General features: G+C 38.1%; 15 protein-coding genes and 1 pseudogene. 12 read left to right on the forward strand and 4 right to left on the reverse strand.

The genetic code is table 11. From position 1 onward, the window contains the following. A pseudogene (locus CRG87_RS04960) lies at positions 1 to 985 on the reverse strand (TIM-barrel domain-containing protein); the annotation flags it as partial. Positions 986 to 1139: 154 nt separating this feature from the next. Here CRG87_RS04960 and nagA point away from each other — a divergent pair. Both nagA and CRG87_RS04970 read left to right on the forward strand, forming a co-directional pair. Continuing rightward, positions 1140 to 2294: an N-acetylglucosamine-6-phosphate deacetylase gene (nagA, locus tag CRG87_RS04965; RefSeq protein ID WP_074425933.1), complete on the forward strand. Its 1155-nt coding sequence runs from the start codon at positions 1140 to 1142 to the stop codon at positions 2292 to 2294. A gap of 217 nt (positions 2295 to 2511) precedes the next feature. Continuing rightward, positions 2512 to 3180: a type 1 glutamine amidotransferase gene (locus tag CRG87_RS04970; RefSeq protein WP_074425932.1), complete on the forward strand. Its 669-nt coding sequence runs from the start codon at positions 2512 to 2514 to the stop codon at positions 3178 to 3180. 553 nt (positions 3181 to 3733) lie between these two features. On the opposite strand, the gene CRG87_RS04975 is transcribed toward CRG87_RS04970, so the two are convergent. Both CRG87_RS04975 and CRG87_RS04980 read right to left on the reverse strand, forming a co-directional pair. Continuing rightward, a complete protein-coding gene (locus CRG87_RS04975) occupies positions 3734 to 4210 on the reverse strand; it encodes a nucleoside 2-deoxyribosyltransferase (protein WP_074425931.1) in 477 nt (158 codons plus the stop codon). 19 nt (positions 4211 to 4229) lie between these two features. After that, positions 4230 to 5030, reverse strand: coding sequence for a tyrosine-protein phosphatase (locus CRG87_RS04980; RefSeq protein WP_074425930.1), 801 nt, complete (start codon positions 5028 to 5030; stop codon positions 4230 to 4232). A 141-nt stretch (positions 5031 to 5171) separates the two neighbouring features. On the opposite strand from CRG87_RS04980, the gene CRG87_RS04985 reads away from it, so the two are divergent. From CRG87_RS04985 to phnE (CRG87_RS05010), 7 genes are all read left to right on the forward strand, one after another. After that, positions 5172 to 5639 (forward strand): universal stress protein, encoded by a 468-nt coding sequence (locus CRG87_RS04985; RefSeq protein ID WP_046307865.1) that lies wholly within the window; start codon positions 5172 to 5174, stop codon positions 5637 to 5639. A 456-nt stretch (positions 5640 to 6095) separates the two neighbouring features. Next, complete coding sequence (locus CRG87_RS04990; RefSeq protein WP_074425955.1) at positions 6096 to 7025, forward strand: phosphate/phosphite/phosphonate ABC transporter substrate-binding protein; 930 nt, start codon at positions 6096 to 6098, stop codon at positions 7023 to 7025. Positions 7026 to 7170: 145 nt separating this feature from the next. Continuing rightward, positions 7171 to 7314 (forward strand): hypothetical protein, encoded by a 144-nt coding sequence (locus CRG87_RS08035; RefSeq protein ID WP_158593031.1) that lies wholly within the window; start codon positions 7171 to 7173, stop codon positions 7312 to 7314. Positions 7315 to 7350: 36 nt separating this feature from the next. Further along, complete coding sequence (locus CRG87_RS04995) at positions 7351 to 8286, forward strand: phosphate/phosphite/phosphonate ABC transporter substrate-binding protein (RefSeq protein WP_074425929.1); 936 nt, start codon at positions 7351 to 7353, stop codon at positions 8284 to 8286. Between the two features lie 19 nt (positions 8287 to 8305). Beyond that, positions 8306 to 9079, forward strand: a complete 774-nt coding sequence (gene phnC, locus CRG87_RS05000) for a phosphonate ABC transporter ATP-binding protein (RefSeq protein ID WP_074425928.1) — start codon at positions 8306 to 8308, stop codon at positions 9077 to 9079. Continuing rightward, complete coding sequence (phnE, locus tag CRG87_RS05005; protein ID WP_074425927.1) at positions 9072 to 9875, forward strand: phosphonate ABC transporter, permease protein PhnE; 804 nt, start codon at positions 9072 to 9074, stop codon at positions 9873 to 9875. Before phnC ends, phnE (CRG87_RS05005) begins: the two co-directional genes overlap by 8 nt. Beyond that, positions 9875 to 10687, forward strand: a complete 813-nt coding sequence (gene phnE, locus CRG87_RS05010; protein ID WP_074425926.1) for a phosphonate ABC transporter, permease protein PhnE — start codon at positions 9875 to 9877, stop codon at positions 10685 to 10687. Before phnE (CRG87_RS05005) ends, phnE (CRG87_RS05010) begins: the two co-directional genes overlap by 1 nt. A gap of 62 nt (positions 10688 to 10749) precedes the next feature. Here the strand turns inward: phnE (CRG87_RS05010) and CRG87_RS05015 are convergent, their stop codons facing one another. Beyond that, a complete protein-coding gene (locus CRG87_RS05015; RefSeq protein WP_074425925.1) occupies positions 10750 to 11316 on the reverse strand; it encodes a DNA-3-methyladenine glycosylase I in 567 nt (188 codons plus the stop codon). Positions 11317 to 11525: 209 nt separating this feature from the next. Between CRG87_RS05015 and CRG87_RS05020 the strand changes: the two genes are divergently transcribed. The 3 genes from CRG87_RS05020 (at position 11526) to asnB (ending at position 15522) form a co-directional block, all read left to right on the forward strand. Next, positions 11526 to 12011 (forward strand): hypothetical protein, encoded by a 486-nt coding sequence (locus tag CRG87_RS05020; protein ID WP_074425924.1) that lies wholly within the window; start codon positions 11526 to 11528, stop codon positions 12009 to 12011. Between the two features lie 54 nt (positions 12012 to 12065). Next, positions 12066 to 13463 carry a metallophosphoesterase family protein gene (locus tag CRG87_RS05025; protein WP_074425923.1) on the forward strand — a complete coding sequence of 466 codons (1398 nt, stop codon included), beginning with the start codon at positions 12066 to 12068 and terminating at the stop codon, positions 13461 to 13463. 109 nt (positions 13464 to 13572) lie between these two features. Further along, the gene (gene asnB, locus CRG87_RS05030) at positions 13573 to 15522 is read left to right on the forward strand and encodes an asparagine synthase (glutamine-hydrolyzing) (protein ID WP_074425922.1); all 1950 of its coding nucleotides are present in this window, start codon (positions 13573 to 13575) and stop codon (positions 15520 to 15522) included. Positions 15523 to 15534 lie beyond the last annotated feature (12 nt).

Consider the following 15534-nt stretch of genomic DNA (forward strand, 5'->3'; position numbering starts at 1 on the left):
TTGCGGCTGTGACATTATAATTAGGCACAAACCAACTTAACTTAAAGTGGGCTTTTTGATAGCGATCAATCATTGCACGCGCAGAGAAATGATAATTTTCTTCTCCGTTGAGGGAAGCCTTATGGGATGCAAGTTCTTCGTTTTTAGTCCGTGTGTAAAAATTACCGTCAATTTTGGTTGCGTTGCGAACGGCAGCCTTACTTGGCTGCCACATGGTTGTACAGAAGTTGCCAATATGCCCTAATCCTAGTGCGTATTTTGGCAACATTGCAGGTTTACCGGTTAATTGATAAAGCTTGCTGAGTATTTCTTGTGGTGTAGAGCCTAATAAATAGAAGTTATCGAATAGCTGATCCTGGTGACTAATCGTAGTAACTTTAGAGTCAGGTTTGCCAAAATCATAAGTTCCAGCTTGTCTGGTATTACGTAATTCACCGTAACCTCTGTTTGACCAGAAAAACGGCACTTCACTAATGACGCCACCTTTTCCAGTAATATGGTCGCGTTTGATTTTGATTTTTCTACCTTTATGACTGAAATAGCCGTTCTGCAAGCCGCCACCAAAATAGAATTCGTTTTTATCTTGATCTAAAAATTCAGTCGTCTGTTGAGCACCAACTTCAATTGGACTGGATTGGGCCATACGTGTTCCATGCAATGTTTCATCGAAAATACTCATAATAGCCGGTTTTTGCCAAAAAATGATTTGATAATTACCGGAATGAATAATTAAGGAATCATTTGTTGCACGGACACGTGATTTCTCAAAGGCATTGTTATTAAAATGTTCAAACTGAATAAAAGCGGAATTTTCTTCATTAAATTGTTGCTTTGGATCAAGTAAAAGGCGGAAAATACCATCAGCCAAGATATAAAAGCGGGCAATTTCTCCTGTTTCAAAGTGCAATTCGTAATAGTTATCGCGCTTGCTTGCACCTGTTAAAGCTCCAATTTGATGTTTATCTGTTTGCGGTTCTTGTATCATAATTTTTGCTTCCTGTTTAGTCTTCTTATACCTATTATAACTAAAAATCGAAAACTTTCCGTTATATTTATAATTCATCTGGTAATGACCAGTTTATTAGTCTAAAATTGATTTTGAAAGCGAATTTACAAGTTTTAAAAGAAAGGCAAAAATTATGACCTATTATATTCACGCAGATAAATTTTTCCTTGAAAATGCAACGGAAGATGGCGGCTATCTAGAAATCCAGGATGACGGCAAGTTTGGCTTTTATTACTCGGAAGATGAGAAGCCAGAAGGTAAAATTGTCGAATATACTGGTAAATGGATTGCTCCCGGACTAGTTGATACACATGTTCACGGCTCACTAAAAGAAGATGTGATGGTAAGTGAGTGGGGTGGAATCAACCGTCTTTCTGAAGGCTTTTTACGTTCCGGTGTTACCAGTTGGCTACCAACGACATATACTGCTGATGAAGCTACTTTGACTAGAATTTGTCAGATGTTTGGTGCGCATAAAGGTGAAGAGACTGGAGCAAAAATCCAAGGTTTACACTTCGAAGGACCATACTTTACTGCTGAACATGCTGGGGCAGAAAATCCTAAGTACTTACTAGACCCTAGTGTTAAGCAATTTAATGACTGGCGTGACCAATCTGAAGGTTTACTAAATAAAATCTCACTTGCTCCAGAACGTGCAGGCGCTAAAGAATTTGTTCGCACAGTAACAAAAGAAGGTGTTGTTGTATCATTAGGTCACTCAAGTGCTACATATGATCAAGCTAAAAGATGTGTTGAAGCGGGTGCAACTATGTTTACCCATACTTTCAACGGAATGCCTGATCCATCACATCATGATTCTTCAATTTCCAATGCAGCAATGGACTTACACAATGTGACTGATGAATTAATCTGTGACGGTCACCACGTTAAGAAGGAAATGGTACGCTCTTTAATTAAGGTTAAGGGCCCAGAGCACATTTGTTTAATTACTGACTGTATGGAAGCAGGAATGATGCCTGATGGCGACTACATGCTTGGCGAATTACCTGTATATGTTAAAGATGGTATGGCTCGCTTAAAAGATGGCGATAATCTTGCCGGCAGTATTTTACAGTTAAATACTGCAGTGAAAAATGTTGTTGACTGGAATGCAGCGACTCCTGAAGAAGCTATAATGATGGCATCTTATGTTCCAGCTAAAAGTGCTAATGTCCTAGACAAATGTGGTTCGATTGCACCTGATAAGGCTGCGGACTTCATTGTTTTGAACCCAGACATGACTTTAAGTGAAACTTATTTGAATGGTAAATCACGTTATAAGGCTTAAGCTAGAAAAATAAAAGCACCATGGTTTTAAAATCATGGTGCTTTATTTGTTAGGAAAATATTTGATTTCCCGAATCTGCTTTTTCTTTTATTCATGATTAGTACTCACTTTTCATTAAAGTTAACGGTACTAAAATTACACAAATAGTTTTAAATAATATTAATAGATTGATATTATTAATAATTAAAAAGTAGAGTTAATGTTAGTAGGAGAAAAAATGATTATCAATGTTTTACAACATACCCCAAATGAAGGACCAGGCTCAATTGAAGCTTGGGCAAAACAACATCATCATGATTTTTATGTCTATCATCCATACCAATTTGGTATCTTACCAACAGCACAGCAAACTGACTTTTTAGTTATTTTGGGTGGTCCAATGAGTCCAAATGATGACTTACCATGGATTTTGCAGGAACGGCAACTAATTAAGGAACTGTTAGATAAAGATGTTCCTATCCTGGGTGTTTGTTACGGTGCACAGCAAATTGCCAAAACGCTAAGTTGCCAGATAAAAAAGGCACCAGTAAAAGAAGTAGGTTGGGCACCAGTTGAATTACAGTCAGAAAAGATTAATGACTTGCCACAAGAACTAACTGTTTTACATTGGCATGAAGAAATGTTCGAAATACCTGAAGAAGCTGATGTGCTTTTTTCTAACGAAAATTTGACCAATCAAGGATTCGTTTTAGGTCACAAAGCCGTCGGACTGCAGTTTCACTTGGAACCTGAGCAAAACAATATCAATGAAATTGTGGTAAATGATTCACAGTACATTGAAGGCTCAGTCTTAAATCAAACGGCAGAGCAAATTATTAATAAATCAATACCTGCGGCTAATCGAGAAGCAATGTTTAGTATTTTAGATTATCTTGCTCAAGGCTAATTAATAACTATTACAAAAATAAGGTTTAAATTTGCTTTCTGTTTTTGTGTTGCTAGTATTATTGGATAGTCTATGCCAGTCGATACTAGCTTCTATAGGGAAACTAAAGCTGATAAGCTTTTTATGACAATAACAAATTAGTTAAATTGTCATCTCAATCATAAATTAGTATTTGCTATAATACAGACGGAGGCAACAGCCTATCTTACATAGATAGGAGGTGAATCCAATGGATATTATCAAATTAATTACTCAATTTTTTCTTGACCTAACTAGGGAACTGCTAGTTTTCATAGTTGAAAAACATTGGCTAAATGGCAAGAAAATCAAGAAGTAAAGTTGCCTTCCCTCTTGGTAATTAGCATGCAAAAACGCTCTATTTGACCGATAGAGCGTTTTTGTGTGAATCCAGATGGATCATCAAATTAATTATTCATAGTTATTTTACCACGATGTGTTCAAAAAGTCCGCTAAAAGCGGATAACAAAAAATGCTCCGTAATAGTCAGAATGTCTATCTGTCCATCATGAAGCACTTTAATAAAACTTTTATATTAATATACAGCACCATCGTAGAAGTTGAAACGTGCTTTGTCGAAGTCAAAGTCCTTAAGTTCGCTGATTTTAATTGCGTTATCGCAAACGCCCCAGCTCATTAAGTTAATTGGTTTACCGTAATCTTCGTCAGGGATAACTAAGACAATGTACTTGCCTTGGCTCATTGCATAACCAAGTTCCATCCCAAGACCAACATCTTCTTCTTCAGGTAAGTAAACACCAATCATGATGTCACTTGCCTTGATACCAGTTAAATCACCACGGTAGGTTGCAGTTGCCCATTCACGGTCATGTAAGTATTCTGGGTGCTTACCAACATCGATTCCCTTGTATTGGTTGTCAAGTGGGATATAGCTATTTTCAAGGTCAATGGTTGGGTTAGCTTCTAAAGCTTTCATCGCATCTTGGTAAGCTTTATTTTGCTTTTCGTTGAACCAGCCTGCACCAAAGTAAACAGTCTTTGCTTTGTTCATTTGTGTCTCCTTTTTAATGTTAATTCAGATAAATTTTACGCAACTTACTGATCTCTTCATCAGTTAATTTCATCATATCATGTAAATAGTTTTCAACGCCACCATAATTTTGTTGTAATGTTTCAATAACATGATCAATATATTCGGGATGCACAGTTTGCAAATCTTTTATGTTGCTTAGGTTTGCATCGCTTGCGCCTTCATCTTTTGCTTTTTGAAGAAAACTGTTAACAAAGTCTGTCGTTGCGGCATTGGTGAATAGATAATCTTGCTTAATTGTGTCTAGCGGAACGCCTAGGGCAGATAGTGCCAAAAGTGCCGCAAAACCAGTTCTATCTTTGCCGGCTGTACAGTGAAAAATCACGCTGCGGTTTTCTTCATCGTTTGCAAGTAGGACATCGAAGAATTTTCGATAAGCACGTTGTGCTGATTCACTTTTAATCATATCATCATAGGCGATAAACATATGATTATAGCCAGCTTTAGGGTCTTTGTTATCTTGGCTTAAGACCTCATCAATTCCTTTTGAAGAATCGGTCAAGTCCTCGCTGAAAACAGGGTCAAAATCATAAGTTGCACCTTCTGGGACACGATCAGGTTCACGTTCAACTTCATCTTTACTTCTGAAGTCAACAACATATTTTACGCCGTAATCTTGCAGATATTTAAGGTCGTTTTCATCAAGTGATGCTAAGTTAGCGGTTCTGATTAATTTATGCTTCTTAATCGTTTTGCCGTCTTTAGTTTGGTAGCCGCCTAACTCACGAAAGTTACGACCATTTTTGATGTTAAGTAATTGATTTTCTAATTTTATCGTCATTGCATTCTCCACCCTTACTTTCTGACATAAAATCCATTTTAACAATAAAGCTATGTCCAAACAATTATAAAAAAAGTAACTGCTACCGAAACTATGTTAAAATAAGCTTAGAAAGAATTTCTAAAGGGTGAGGACACAAGTATGAAACAAGACAAAATTTTAGTTCCAGTTGACGGTTCAGAATCAGCTGAAAGATCCTTTGATAAAGCAGTTAAAATTGCAATGACTGAAAATGCCCACGTTGATGTTCTAAACGTCATTGATACTAGACAATTTTTAGGGGAAATGCAGGACACACTAATTACGGGTGATACCGTTTATCAGATGACACAAGATGCAGAAAAGTACCTTAAGAGTCTAAAGACTTGGGCTCATGACAACCTAGGTTTTGATGATCTTGATTACCACATCCGCTATGGCAGTCCAAAAGCTATTATTTCCTATGACTTTATTAAAGATCATCATAATAATTTGATTATTATGGGAGCTACTGGTCTTAACGCGGTTGAGAGAATGTTAATGGGTTCAGTAACCGAATACGTTAACCAGCATGCATTGGCTGATGTACTTATTGTACGTACGGACGTTGATAATAAGCCACTTAAATAATCTTGAATTTAAAAATTTAAGGCATACACCTTGGTGTATGCCTTTTTGTATCGTAAAAAAGTTGTTGCACCTTTGTTCGTGATTGTTATATTTTTCAAACGATAATTTAAATATCATCGTTAATTTTGTGTAAAATAGCGAATATTTATGATATTATTTTATTGTAACGAACGTAATGCTGCTTTTTGAGGAAGGTGTCGAAAATGAGAACGAAGAAAGTAACAAATGAATTTTTTAGGCAACTACAACTTTTTTCAATGGCAGACTTATTTGTTCATTTTGCTAATAACAATATCAAACAGAGCTTGGTGTAGTCGGAAACATCGTGCTCTTTTTTGTTGGGATTTTTACCACTTGTGAAAGAAGATGAAGTAGTAATAAGCATTAATCATCTGAAAAATTGATAACAAACAGATTGTCGAAAATATAGTTTATTTTAAGGAGTAAAAAATGAAATTGTCTAAAGTTAAGAAATTTCTGTTAGCATTTTTCTTATTGTTTTTAACCGCCGGTTTAACTGCCTGCTCAAGTGGTAAATCAACTTCAAAAAGTGACGGTACGCCGAAGTCGCTGAATGTCCAATTTGTTCCTAGCGTTGGTGCCAACAAGCTCGAAGCTCGGGCAAAACCAATGGAAAAATTATTATCAAAACGTCTAGGCATTCCAGTTCATGTTTCAATGTCAACCGACTATAACGGTTTAGTAGAAGCAATGAAGTCAAAGAAAGTTGAAGTTGGTTTCCTACCATCTGATGCATACATTTTGGCTCACAAGCAAGGTGCGGCTGACTTGCTTTTGCAATCAGTTCGTTACGGCATTAAACAACCTGGTGGTGTAGCAACCAAGAAACTGGTTAGCTCATACAGAAGTGAAATTTTAGTCAAGAAAGGTTCATCAATTAAGAGCTGGAAGGACTTAAAGGGTAAGTCAATTTCTGTTCAAGATGTTACTTCCGATTCCGGTTATGTTTTTCCAGTAGCAGAACTGAAGAAAAAGGGACTCGATGTAACTAAGAGCTGCAAGATTGTTTCAGTTAAGGGTGCAGACCAAGGCGTACTAAACGTACTTAATGGTGACACTGATGCAGCCTTCGTCTTCGAAGATGCCCGCAACAACGTTAAGGCTGACGAACCTAAGATTATGGATCAAGTTGTGCCAATCTACTTCTCACAAAGAATTCCAAACGACACAATTTCGGTTATTCCAAGTTTGCCAAAAGCTTTCCAGAAGAAGTTAGCTAAGGCATTCATTTCGATTGCTCATTCGAAAGAGGGTAAGAAAATTATCGAAAGTGTCTACAATCAAGAAGGATATACTTACGCTAAAGACAGTGATTACGATATCATTCGTGAATATAACAAGATCATTGCCTCAACTAAAAAATAAACCAGACTAAGTTATTATTTGGAACGCATTCACCTCAAATTTGGTCTCAGACGAAGTTTTCTGATTAAATTACTTTTCTAAAGGAAACATTTCTGCTATTATTTGTAAGAATAATTTACGGACTGTCGAAAGGGGAGTTAGAGGCATGCAAAAGTATGGATTGCGTACAGCATTCATCAAAGACATTGTTGGCAGCTCTTTTCGTTCCCTTAAAAAAGAGGGTAATGTTCGTTTCTTAATTAATAATGTTATTACCAAAAGACTTAGTATAATTCACGTTACGTGTTAATTAGATTAGGTCTTTTTTTATGTCTGGGAGGGCACGATGAAGAGATTTAAAAAAGTTTTAGCTGGTGCAGCCGTTATGTTAGTTGTATTAATGGCTACTGCATGTTCTGGTAAAAGCAAGAGCGATAACAGTAGTAGTAATGGCACACCAAAGTCATTGAACGTTCAGTTTGTTCCTAGTCAAGCTGCTACTGAACTTGAGTCACGCGCAAAGCCTTTGGAAAAGATGTTATCTGATCGCTTAGGCATTCCAGTTCACGTTTCAATGTCAACTGACTACAACACAGTTGTCGAAGCGATGAAATCCAAGAAAGTTGATGTTGGCTTCTTGCCACCAAGTGGTTATGTGCTAGCACACGAGCAAGGTGCTGCTGATGTCTTATTACAAGCACAAAGATACGGCGTTAAGCAACCTGGCGGCCGTCCAACTAAGGACTTAGTTAATTTCTATCGTGCTGAAATTTTAGTTAAAAAGGGTTCAGGAATTAAGTCATGGAAGGACTTAAAGGGTAAATCAATCTCCATCCAAAGCCCAACTTCTTCAGCTGGTTACGTTTACCCAATCGCTGAATTGAAGGAAAAAGGTCTTGATGTTAAGAAGAGCTGCAAATTAGTTACTGTTACAGGACAGGATCAATCAGTTTTGAACGTTTTAAACGGTGACACTGATGCAGCATTTGTCTTTGAAGATGCACGTACAATCGTGAAGAAAGACAACCCTAAGATTATGGATCAAGTTGTGCCAATCTACTTCACTAAGCCAATTCCAAATGACACAATTTCTGTTGTTCCAAGCATGTCTAAATCATTCCGTAAGAAGTTAGCAAATGCATTTATTGATATCGGTAAATCTAAGAAGGGTAAGAAGATTATCGAAAGCATTTATACTCATGAAGGATACGTTTCAAGTAAGGACAGCGACTTCGATACTGTTCGTAAGTATGACAAAATTGTCGCATCAACTAAAAAATAAGAGATAAAGGAAGTTTATAATGGCAGATTCTGCAGTTAAGCCAGTAATTGAATTAAAAAACGTTAAAAAGGTCTATGGCAAAGATGTTGTTGGTTTAAAGGACATCAATTTAACGATCAATAAGGGTGAATTTGTCGTTATTGTCGGCTTGTCTGGTGCAGGTAAATCAACACTTTTGCGCTCAATTAACCGGTTAATTGATATTACTGAAGGCGATATTCTAATTAATGGTGAGTCAATTACCAAGGCTAAGGGAAAAGAACTACGGATGTTGCGTAGAAATATCGGTATGATTTTTCAAAGCTTCAACTTGGTTAAGCGCTCAAGTGTTTTGCGCAATGTTTTGACGGGTCGCGTTGGTTATTACCCAACCTGGAAGAGTACCCTCAACCTCTTTACTAAAGAAGACAAGCAACGCGCTTATGATGCATTGCAACAAGTTGACCTTGCAGACAAGGTTTACACACGCGCTGATGAGTTGTCCGGTGGACAGCAACAACGTGTAGCAATCGCACGGGTGCTGACGCAAGACCCTGATATTATTCTGGCTGATGAGCCAACTGCTTCACTTGACCCACAGACTTCGCGTCGCGTGATGCAAGACTTAAGGATGCTTAATGAAAAGCATGGTATGACCGTGGTAATCAATTTACACAGTGTTGAATTAGCACAAGAATTTGGTAAACGGGTTATCGGTGTTCGTGCTGGTGAAATTATTTACGATGGCAAAATGAGTGAAACGCCTAAAGAAACATTTGATCAAATCTATTCCGGTGGTGACCAAGATGAGTAGTACTGAAGAAGAAACTCTAATGACATTGCCAAAGAAAAAGTTCAAAATTTTGAACTTATTATGGATTATTCTCTTTGTTGTTGGTTTAGTTGTTTCAACCAAAGTAACCAAAACCAGCTTAGGCGCACTTTTTGCTAACTTTGGTCAATTTGCAGATATCTTTTTGCAAATGTTGCATCCAAATTGGTCATACTTAGGTGCGGTTATTCCGTTAATTCTTGAAACCATCAAGATGGCAATCTTGGGTACAGTAATCGGATCAATTCTTGCCTTTGTTTACTCGTTATTGATTGCTCGTAACATTGTTAAAAATAAGGCAGTGACCGGCATTTTAAGAGTCATTATGAACATTATTAGAACGGTTCCTGACCTACTTTTAGGTGCAATATTTGTAGCAATCGTTGGTATTGGACCTGTTGCAGGTATCTTAGCTTTAGCAATCTGTACGTTTGGGATTGTTGTTAAGTTGTTCTATGAAGCAATCGAAACAATTGATCCTGGTCCAATTGAGGCCTTAACTGCGGTTGGTGCTAATAAGTTACAAATTATTGTGTTTGCTGTTTTGCCACAGGTTATGACTTACTTTATTTCATACTGTTTATACGCATTTGAAATCAACGTTCGTGCATCGACTGTCTTGGGTTATATCGGTGCTGGTGGTATTGGGCTTTACTTGCAAGAAACATTGCAGGTATTCGATTACCCTAAGACCGGTACAATTATCATTGCAATTATTTTAGTCGTGGTTCTTATCGACTATGTTTCTTCTAAATCAAGGGAGGCGTTGATGAAATAATGGATACTTCAATGAAAAAACTGCCTCCTAAGCCAGTTGATCAGAAAAAGCGCGTAGCGCATTGGGCACTGGCAATCGTAACCATTCTACTGATTGTTTGGTCATGCACTGGCATTGATTTTGGTGGAATTAAGCAAACTGCAGGTCAAATTGCAGGTGCCATTTTCTCTGGTATTTTCCACCCCGATTGGTCGTATGTCTATAACGGCACGGGTGAAGATTTGGTTTCACAATTGTGGGATACCGTCTGCATTGCCTTTTTAGGAACTTTTATTTCGGCAATTATTTCTTTACCGTTTGCCTTCTGGGCAGCACATACAAGACACAAAAAGTGGTATGTCTCACGGGTTGGTAAAATTGTCTTGGCGATTATTCGGTCATTTCCAGAAATTGTTTTGGCCTTGATGTTCATTAAAGCTGTTGGCCCTGGTTCAGCGGCCGGTGTTTTGGCCTTAGGTTTCCACTCGGTAGGGATGCTTGCTAAACTATTTTCAGAAGCAATTGAAAACTTGGAAGATGGTCCTAATGAAGCAGTTACTGCCGCTGGTGGTTCAAAAACCAATGTGGTCATGTTTTCGATTTTACCAAACCTCTTGCCTGCGCTGATTTCCAATACTTTATACCGATTTGATGTTTCGATTCGTTCGGCATCGGTTCTTGGACTAGTTGGTGCCGGTGGTATCGGCTATCCGCTAATTATTGCCTTACAATACCGGCAATGGAATCGAGTAGGAATTATCCTGCTTGGCATTATCATCATGGTAATTGTCATTGACTGGATTTCCGGTTGGATTCGGAAAAAATTAGTTTAAAAATAAAACGATTTAACCAATTAAAAAAGTTGGGCTACTCAAGAAGTAGTCCAACTTTTTGTTTAACCCTGATATTTAAATGAACAAGTTTCAAGATGATCGTTGATTAAGCCAACAGACTGTAAAAATGAGTACAGTGTAATCGGACCAACAAAAGAAAAGCCGTCCTTCTTCATTTGTTTAGCCATTTGTGCCGTGATTTTACTGGTGCTGGGTACTTCTTCGGCAGTTTGCGCATGATGAACAATTGGTGTTTTGATAAACTGCTGCAAGTAATGAGCAAAACTGCCTTCTTTGGCATCAACTGCTAGAATTGTCTTTGCATTTTTGAGTGTAGCCGTGATTTTCATCTTGTTACGGACAATTGAACTGTCTTGCATTAAAAGTGCAATGTCGTCATCAGTCATTTTTGCCACTTCTACTGGTGCAAAGTTTTTAAAAGCCCTTCGGAAGTTTTCTCGCTTATGCAAAATCATTGACCAATTTAGACCAGATTGGAAAAGCTCTAAAGTTAACATTTCAAATAGATATTGTTCATCAAGATTGAGCTTGCCCCATTCATGGTCGTGGTATTGCTGCATTAATGAGTCGTCTTTTGTGCCCCAAGGGCAGCGGATAAGTTCAGACATCGTTAGTCTCCTTTAATAATATTTTTTGCTATCAATATTAGATACGTAAAAAGTTGTTTTTTCTTTTTAAAATAAATATTATTGGCTCTTATTTAGCGTGAGTAAAATCTGGTTTAAAAAACCCATTAACGAAAGGTAAAATTTTTTCTTACAAAAAGTGCAATAATAGTTTTTTTGGTATAATATAAAATGAACTTTAGGAGGATATCATGGAAAAGTTAGATACAATGACTCTGGCCGATAATTTGGCCGATAATCAAGAAAGTATTTTAAATAAAGAAACAGACTTTGATGCTGAGGCCGTTTATCGTGTGATTGATAATTTGCATGTATTGCACAAGCCAGTTAAAGACTATTTTGGCATGACTCAAGAGCAATACTATGAAACTGAAAGTGACCACAAGCTTACTTTGATTAACTTGTCAGAGCAATTAACTGATTTACATGACCGCATCTTAACTAACCATGTTGACGGTTACGTTGATCAGAATAAAATTAATCTGACTTATAATCATGAAAATCCCTATGAAGACGATTTTTATAATGAGTCAGTTGATTTACACGTGGTTACTTACAGCTTAAAGGTAATCGGTGCTGTTCAAGTAATTGCACCTAAAGTGTTACAAGAAGTATTGTCTAAAGATGCAGTTTTGTCAATCGGCTTAGCAGCCCACGCATTGGCAGATAACGCGTAGTTTCTGAAGCTGTGGCTGACCGCCCGGCTTTTTTCTTTGGGTTGAGGCACAATAATGAATGTTTTTAAGTATTCAATGGGATTATTTGATCGGAAAAATGGGGCTAAAATGCGCCGTCTTTTTAATAAAAGGAAAAATTCACTCGATCCAATGCAGGAATATGTGACGGTCGGTGAATATCATGTTGATACAGCGCAACATACACCCCAAGGTCTGCCATATAATCTGACCGTTTATAAAGATGAAAATGATGTTTTGCATCAGGCACTCAGTTTAGAAAGTGCTGATAACTTAGCGCCAGAATATGTGCGTGAATTTAGTCCTGAATTAGAACGATACCGTGCGTTTGTTAATCGCAAAACGGGGCGTCGTTATATTGTGGAAGAATACCTTGATGAATTCATTAAACGTGTCAAGGAGCGGACGCATGAGGGTAAAAATTCTGTCAATGTTAGTGTGATTACTGATACCCACTATAAGGATAGTAATAGTACGGATTTTTACGGCTGGAATGGTTTAACTCATGTTAACGAATTTTCCTATCTTGATGACTCTGGGTTACTTGATCTCAAGGTTCATTTGGGTGACTGGATTGACGGCTCTGACACGGGTTTCTTGGGCGAAAGCGAACTAATTAAGTTACGTGACTCGTTTAAATCAACCAAAGTACCGTATCTGATGATTAAAGGCAATCATGACGAAAACGACAAGTATGATGAGCACCACGACTTAAAAGCATCATTCCCCGAGAATGAATTTGAAAAGATCATGTGGCCAGCAATGTATGCCCAGCCTGGTATGCACTATATTTCACGCCAGCACGGCGTTTGTTATTATGATGTCGATGATATCCGCTTCATTTCAGTCAATACCACTGACTTGCCATACATTTTAAATGCTCAGGGTCAAAAGCGTTACGATGCCAAAATCACTTTGGCTGTCAGGGAAGATCAGATGGAAGAAATCATTGAAATCTTGGAGCAGTCATCCAATAAGAGCATTGTCTTTATGAGTCACGGCAATCCGATTAACCGTAAGGGCTCGAATGCACTTAAGTACAACGGCCGGTCCCTTCATGAACTACTAGTGGCATTTAATCAGGGTGAAAAAGGGCAAATGCATTCAAGCAGCGGTATCCCACCAGAATTTCGCTTAGCAAATGACTTTGATTTTACTAATGTGAAAAATGCACGGATTATTGCCTACTTCTGTGGCCACCGTCACGTTGAAGACCAGTTCAGAATAAATGGTATCCAGTATATTTTGTTTAACTGCTCAGCTTTAATGGGACCGAACCATGTTTTGACGACTAAATATAATAAGAACTGGAATCGTCAAATCGATCATCAAACTGAATTTGCTGGGTACGTTGTAAACATTGATTTGCATCGACACGTAATCCAGGCCTTTGGTTATGGGGCTGCCAGCAGGCGAAGAATCTTTTACATTTAGGTAAAATGGGTGGACAATTTGGAATTTGGCCGCCATTATCTTATAATGTGAAAGTTAAACTTAAAAACTAACAGGTTACTAACTAAGATTAATTAAGGAAGATAAATCTATGTGCGGAATTGTCGCATTTTATAATCCAGAAATAAATGATAAGCAAGCAGCTATTGGCAAAATGATGGCAGCGATCATGCACCGTGGTCCTGACTCAGATGGTTTTTACACCAACGATAAAGTTGCTTTAGGTTTTAGAAGATTATCAATCATTGATTTACGTGGCGGTAGCCAACCAATTTACAATGAAGACAAAACAAAGGCAATTATCTTTAATGGTGAAATTTACAACTTCCAACCATTAAGAGACGAATTGATTGAAGCAGGTCATACATTTACCACTAAATCGGATACAGAAGTTTTGTTGCACGGTTTTGAAGAGTGGGGTATGGATGGCTTACTTAAGCGTATCCGGGGCATGTTTGCGTTTGCCATTTGGGATGATAACACTCAAACGCTGTATGGCGCCCGTGATTTCTTTGGTATCAAGCCACTTTACTACAGCGATGAGAATGGTCACTTGATTATTGGCTCAGAAATCAAGAGTTTCTTGCAGTTCCCTGGTTTTAAGCGTCGTCTTAATACAGAAGCAGTTAAACCATACTTGATGAACCAATATAATGACCTTGATGAGACTTTCTTTAAGGGCATCAAGCGTTTCCCAGCAGGCCACTGGTTTGAATATAAAGACGGTCAAATGAAAACCCATCAATACTGGGACGCTGAATATAAGGCTAACACTCTTAGTTTTGAAGAGACGGTTAATAAAATCGATGAAGATTTGCACGAATCAGTTAAGTTACACCATATTGCGGATGTTCCTGTTGGTGCCTTCTTATCAGAAGGAGTCGATTCCAGTTACATTACCAGCATCTTAAATCCTGATGATGTCTTCTCAATTTCCTTTGACGATGCAACTTATGATGAGGCATCTAAGGCTAAGGCTTTAGCCGATATGAATGGTTGGAATTTCTATTCAGACAAGGTTAAAGCTGACGAGGCAATGCATGACTTCCCAGAAATGCAGTACCACATGGATGAACCAGACGCTAACCCGTCAATCATTCCTCTTTGGTACTTGTGCAAGATGGCGCGTAAGCACGTTACGGTTGCCTTATCTGGTGAAGGTGCGGACGAATTATTTGCCGGCTACGTTAACTACGGGATGCACACGCATAACAACGTTATTAAGGTCTTTACTTCTCAATGTAAAAAGTTGCCGAAGAAGACAAGGGTTAAATTGGCACATAAGATTAAAAAGATGCCAAACTTCCCTGGCAAGGTTCACATGTACACCAACTTGGCTGAACCAAGCGAATTTTACGTTGGTCAATCAGTCATCTATGACATGGATTACCCAACTATCTTCACTTCAGAAGACGCTAATGGCGTTTTGAAGCCATCATACCGCAACAAATTAACCGTTAATGGTATTTATCAAAAGGACTTTGAAAAGGTTAAGGATCTTGATAACGTTCGCCAAATGCAATACATCGATTTGCACCACTTCATGCTAAATGATATTGAGCAAAAGGCCGACAAGATTTCAATGGCTCATTCGCTAGAATTGCGTGTGCCATACCTTGACCGCAAGGTTGCTGAACGTGCTAATTCAATTCCAACCGATTACTTGGTTAACAAGCATGATACTAAATACGCTTTGCGTAAGGCATCAGAAAAAGTGCTGCCAGACGAGTGGGCTAAGCGTCCTAAGCTAGGTTTCCCAACCCCAATCAAAGAATGGTTGCAAGAACCACGCTTTTATCAACAAGTGCGTGACTTGTTCAGCGAAGATTTTGTTAATGACATTTTTGAACAAGACAAAATTTTGCAATTACTTGATGAAAATTACAAAGGCGATGGCTCACATCGTCGCCAAATCTGGACAATTTACACGTTCCTTGTTTGGTACAAATTATTCTTTGTTGATTACGATGAAACAGTTTCTAAGTATCAACGTGTGCAACCAGAAGTAGCTAGCTTGATTGAACAAGGAAAGCTAGTTTAATAGGAGCAGTTT

It is taken from the genome of Lactobacillus apis, assembly GCF_002837055.1.
Lineage (GTDB): Bacteria > Bacillota > Bacilli > Lactobacillales > Lactobacillaceae > Lactobacillus > Lactobacillus apis.

Bases quoted from the DNA above. Each gene is read 5' to 3' on its own strand.
- phnE (WP_074425926.1), top strand. From the start codon at position 9,875: ATGGATACTTCAATGAAAAAACTGCCTCCTAAGCCAGTTGATCAGAAA.
- asnB (WP_074425922.1), top strand. From the start codon at position 13,573: ATGTGCGGAATTGTCGCATTTTATAATCCAGAAATAAATGATAAGCAA.
- CRG87_RS04970 (WP_074425932.1), top strand. From the start codon at position 2,512: ATGATTATCAATGTTTTACAACATACCCCAAATGAAGGACCAGGCTCA.
- CRG87_RS05015 (WP_074425925.1), bottom strand. From the start codon at position 11,316: ATGTCTGAACTTATCCGCTGCCCTTGGGGCACAAAAGACGACTCATTA.
- nagA (WP_074425933.1), top strand. From the start codon at position 1,140: ATGACCTATTATATTCACGCAGATAAATTTTTCCTTGAAAATGCAACG.
- phnC (WP_074425928.1), top strand. From the start codon at position 8,306: ATGGCAGATTCTGCAGTTAAGCCAGTAATTGAATTAAAAAACGTTAAA.
- CRG87_RS04980 (WP_074425930.1), bottom strand. From the start codon at position 5,030: ATGACGATAAAATTAGAAAATCAATTACTTAACATCAAAAATGGTCGT.
- CRG87_RS04985 (WP_046307865.1), top strand. From the start codon at position 5,172: ATGAAACAAGACAAAATTTTAGTTCCAGTTGACGGTTCAGAATCAGCT.
- CRG87_RS05025 (WP_074425923.1), top strand. From the start codon at position 12,066: ATGAATGTTTTTAAGTATTCAATGGGATTATTTGATCGGAAAAATGGG.
- CRG87_RS08035 (WP_158593031.1), top strand. From the start codon at position 7,171: ATGCAAAAGTATGGATTGCGTACAGCATTCATCAAAGACATTGTTGGC.
- CRG87_RS04975 (WP_074425931.1), bottom strand. From the start codon at position 4,210: ATGAACAAAGCAAAGACTGTTTACTTTGGTGCAGGCTGGTTCAACGAA.
- phnE (WP_074425927.1), top strand. From the start codon at position 9,072: ATGAGTAGTACTGAAGAAGAAACTCTAATGACATTGCCAAAGAAAAAG.
- CRG87_RS04995 (WP_074425929.1), top strand. From the start codon at position 7,351: ATGAAGAGATTTAAAAAAGTTTTAGCTGGTGCAGCCGTTATGTTAGTT.
- CRG87_RS05020 (WP_074425924.1), top strand. From the start codon at position 11,526: ATGGAAAAGTTAGATACAATGACTCTGGCCGATAATTTGGCCGATAAT.